The organism is Pseudomonas sp. P5_B2, assembly GCF_056400445.1.
Genome location: NZ_JBFULH010000464.1, coordinates 1 through 3,218, shown reverse-complemented (window position 1 = coordinate 3,218; position 3,218 = coordinate 1). Strand labels below are relative to the sequence as shown.

Sequence of the window (3,218 nt, the reverse complement as noted above, 5' to 3'; positions counted from 1 at the left end):
CCCCAATACAGGGTGATCATCTGCTTGTCCGCCTCGACTTTGTAAACGTTGGCTGGCAACTTTTCGAAATGATTGAGCAGCGCCCGATCCTCGCAAACCTCCTGCCACTGATTCACCCATACACCCGGTGACTTTTGCCAGTAACTCCAGCACGCTGGCTGATTGCCACGGCGCGGTCGATGGTACTGCGCACAAGGGCTCGGCGGCTCCTGACTCAGCCAGTGGGGCCACTCTTGAGGCGCCAATTGCATGGCCAGGCCGATACGTCGCGCCTCCATGCGCAGGGCCATTCGTCCGCTCTGGCCACGAGACGGCCGCAACCATGCCAGCGGACTCAGCACCACCAGCAGGATTGACACCACTATCCAGACCGTCATATCTGTACTCCCGATTCTTGATGGGCGCTTTGGGTCACTTTGAAACCATTGCGCTTGAAACCAGCCATACTTACCAATATTGCAACCCTCAGGAGGAGCACCTCATGCCCTACAACCATATTCTGGTCGCTGTAGATCTAACCGAAGAGTGCGACCCTGTAATCCACCGCGCTCGCGAGCTGTCGGTGAGCARCGGGGCGAAGTTGTCCCTGGTGCACATTGTCGAGCCAATGGCCATGGCCTTTGGCGGCGACGTCCCCATGGACCTGTCACAACTGCAACAACAGCAGTTCGATCAGGCCAAGGAGCGCCTTGACCGGTTGATCGTGAAATATCCGGAACTCTCCAAGGAATACAGCCACCTGACCTACGGGCAGCCGCGCCAGGAGATTCATCACTTGGCCAAGGAACAGACCTGCGACCTGATCGTGGTGGGCAGCCATGGTCGACACGGCCTGGCATTGCTGCTGGGCTCCACCGCCAATGACGTACTGCACGGGGCCCCTTGCGATGTGCTCGCGGTGCACCTGATCAAACGCTGAAACATAGAACCTGTAGGAACCGAGCTTGCTCGCGATAAGACCTGTCAGTCCCATAGATATTGACTGACAGGGCCTCATCGCGAGCAAGCTCGGCTCCTACAGGAGATCTATAGCGACCAGTAGATCGTATTCCATACGAAAAGCCCGGCGTTCATCACTGAACGCCGGGCTTTTTTGTTACTGGATCAATCAGGCATCCAGTTCGGCCCAGCGCTCGACCATCACGTCGTGTTCAGCCTGCAACTGCTCTAATTGAGCAATCACGGCAGCCGTCTCGGCAGCAGGACGCTGATAGAAACCGGCATCAGCCATTTGCGCTTCAACCGCAGCAATCTGCTGCTCCATGGCTTCGATCTGAGCCGGCAACATTTCCAGCTCACGCTGCAACTTGTAGCTGAGCTTTTTCTTTGCCACTGGCGCTTCGACTGCCGCCGCCACTGGCGCAGCTTCTGCGGTCACGACTGCGGAGGTCAGGTCGGCTTTGCCGGACTTGCTCTCGGTCACGCCCAGCAGGCGCGGCGAGCCGCCCTGACGTAGCCAGTCCTGATAACCACCGACGTATTCGCGAACCTTGCCTTCACCTTCGAAGACCAAGGTGCTGGTGACCACGTTGTCGAGGAATGCCCGGTCGTGACTGACCATCAGCACGGTGCCGTTGAACGTCAGCAGGACCTCTTCCAGCAGCTCGAGGGTTTCGACGTCGAGGTCGTTGGTCGGTTCGTCGAGGACCAGCAGGTTCGCTGGTTTGCTGAACAGTTTGGCCAGCAACAGACGGGCACGCTCACCACCGGACAGCGCCTTGACCGGCGTGCGGGCACGTTGAGGGCTGAACAGGAAGTCGCCGAGGTAGCTCAGCACGTGACGGCTCTGACCATCGATATCGATAAAGTCGCGACCTTCGGCGACGTTGTCGATCACGGTTTTTTCCAGGTCCAGCTGGTGGCGCAACTGGTCGAAGTAGGCCACGTCGATGCGTGTCCCCTCTTCCACTGTGCCGCTGGTTGGCTGCAAGCCACTGAGCATCAGCTTCAGCAGCGTGGTTTTGCCGGTACCGTTGGCGCCGAGCAGACCGATACGGTCGCCGCGCGTCAGGACCATCGAGAAATCCTTGATCAGGAACGGGCCACCTGGATGAGCGAAGCTCACGTTCTCGAGGACCATCACCTGCTTGCCGGACTTGTCAGCGGTGTCCAGCTGGATGTTGGCCTTGCCGGTACGTTCACGACGCTCGCTACGCTCGACACGCAGGGCTTTGAGGGCGCGGACGCGGCCTTCGTTACGGGTGCGACGGGCCTTGATGCCCTGGCGGATCCAGACTTCTTCCTGGGCCAGCTTCTTGTCGAACAGCGCGTTGGCGGTTTCTTCAGCGGCCAACGAGGCTTCTTTGTGCACGAGGAAACTGGCGTAGTCGCCGTTCCAGTCGATCAGACCACCGCGGTCCAGCTCGAGGATGCGGGTTGCGAGGTTCTGCAGGAATGAACGGTCGTGCGTGATGAACAGCACGGCGCCCTGGAAATCCTTCAGTGCTTCTTCGAGCCAGGCGATTGCACCGATGTCCAGGTGGTTGGTCGGTTCGTCGAGCAGCAGCAGGTCCGGTTCGGATACCAGCGCCTGAGCCAACAGGACGCGACGACGCCAGCCGCCGGACAATTCGGCGAGGGTCTTGTCAGCCGGCAACTGCAGACGGCTCAAGGTGCTGTCGACCAGCTGCTGCAAACGCCAGCCATCGCGGGCTTCAAGGTCGTGCTGGACGTGCATCAGTTTGTCCAGATCGGCGTCGGTGACGATGTTCTGGCTCAGGTGGTGATACTGCGCGAGCAACTCGCCCACACCGTCCAGGCCTTCGGCAACCACATCGAACACGGTCCGCTCGTCGGCTACCGGCAATTCTTGCGGCAATTCGCCAATCTTGAGGCCGGGTGCGCGCCAAACGGAGCCGTCATCGGGCTTCTGGTCGCCCTTGACGAGCTTCATCATGCTGGACTTGCCAGTGCCATTGCGGCCGATGATGCACACCCGCTCACCACGGGCGATCTGCCAGGACACCTTGTCCAACAACGGCATAGCGCCGAAAGCAAGGGACACATCGCTGAATTTGAGCAGGGTCATGAGCTTCTCCAAAAACCGGGCGCGCATTCTACCTGACTTGAGGCTTCAGAAGGCCGGCAATTTCACTCTCGAAGCACTCTGCATAACAAATGTTGCGAACTTATGCCGGTGGGCCTGCAAAGCTTTCGCCCGTCGCTGGCAAAAGGCTAAGCTACAGATTATTCAGTGCGGGCATTGCCCTACTTATCAT

General features: G+C 59.2%; 4 protein-coding genes. 2 read left to right on the top strand and 2 right to left on the bottom strand.

Going from position 1 to position 3,218, the window contains the following annotated elements; translation table 11 throughout:
- Nucleotides 1-377: hypothetical protein (locus AC1DRJ_RS22410; RefSeq protein ID WP_477804065.1), on the bottom strand; the 377-nt coding region annotated here is incomplete at its 3' end.
- Between the two features lie 104 nt (nucleotides 378-481).
- Here AC1DRJ_RS22410 and AC1DRJ_RS22405 point away from each other — a divergent pair.
- Nucleotides 482-919: a universal stress protein gene (locus tag AC1DRJ_RS22405; RefSeq protein WP_477804064.1), complete on the top strand. Its 438-nt coding sequence runs from the start codon at nucleotides 482-484 to the stop codon at nucleotides 917-919.
- Between the two features lie 189 nt (nucleotides 920-1,108).
- Here the strand turns inward: AC1DRJ_RS22405 and AC1DRJ_RS22400 are convergent, their stop codons facing one another.
- Nucleotides 1,109-3,028: an ATP-binding cassette domain-containing protein gene (locus AC1DRJ_RS22400; RefSeq protein ID WP_477804063.1), complete on the bottom strand. Its 1,920-nt coding sequence runs from the start codon at nucleotides 3,026-3,028 to the stop codon at nucleotides 1,109-1,111.
- Here AC1DRJ_RS22400 and AC1DRJ_RS22395 point away from each other — a divergent pair.
- Nucleotides 3,027-3,218: hypothetical protein (locus AC1DRJ_RS22395; protein WP_477804062.1), on the top strand; the 192-nt coding region annotated here is incomplete at its 3' end. The two genes, AC1DRJ_RS22400 and AC1DRJ_RS22395, sit on opposite strands and share 2 nt — an antisense overlap.

Bases quoted from the DNA above. Each gene is read 5' to 3' on its own strand.
- AC1DRJ_RS22400 (WP_477804063.1), bottom strand. From the start codon at position 3,028: ATGACCCTGCTCAAATTCAGCGATGTGTCCCTTGCTTTCGGCGCTATG.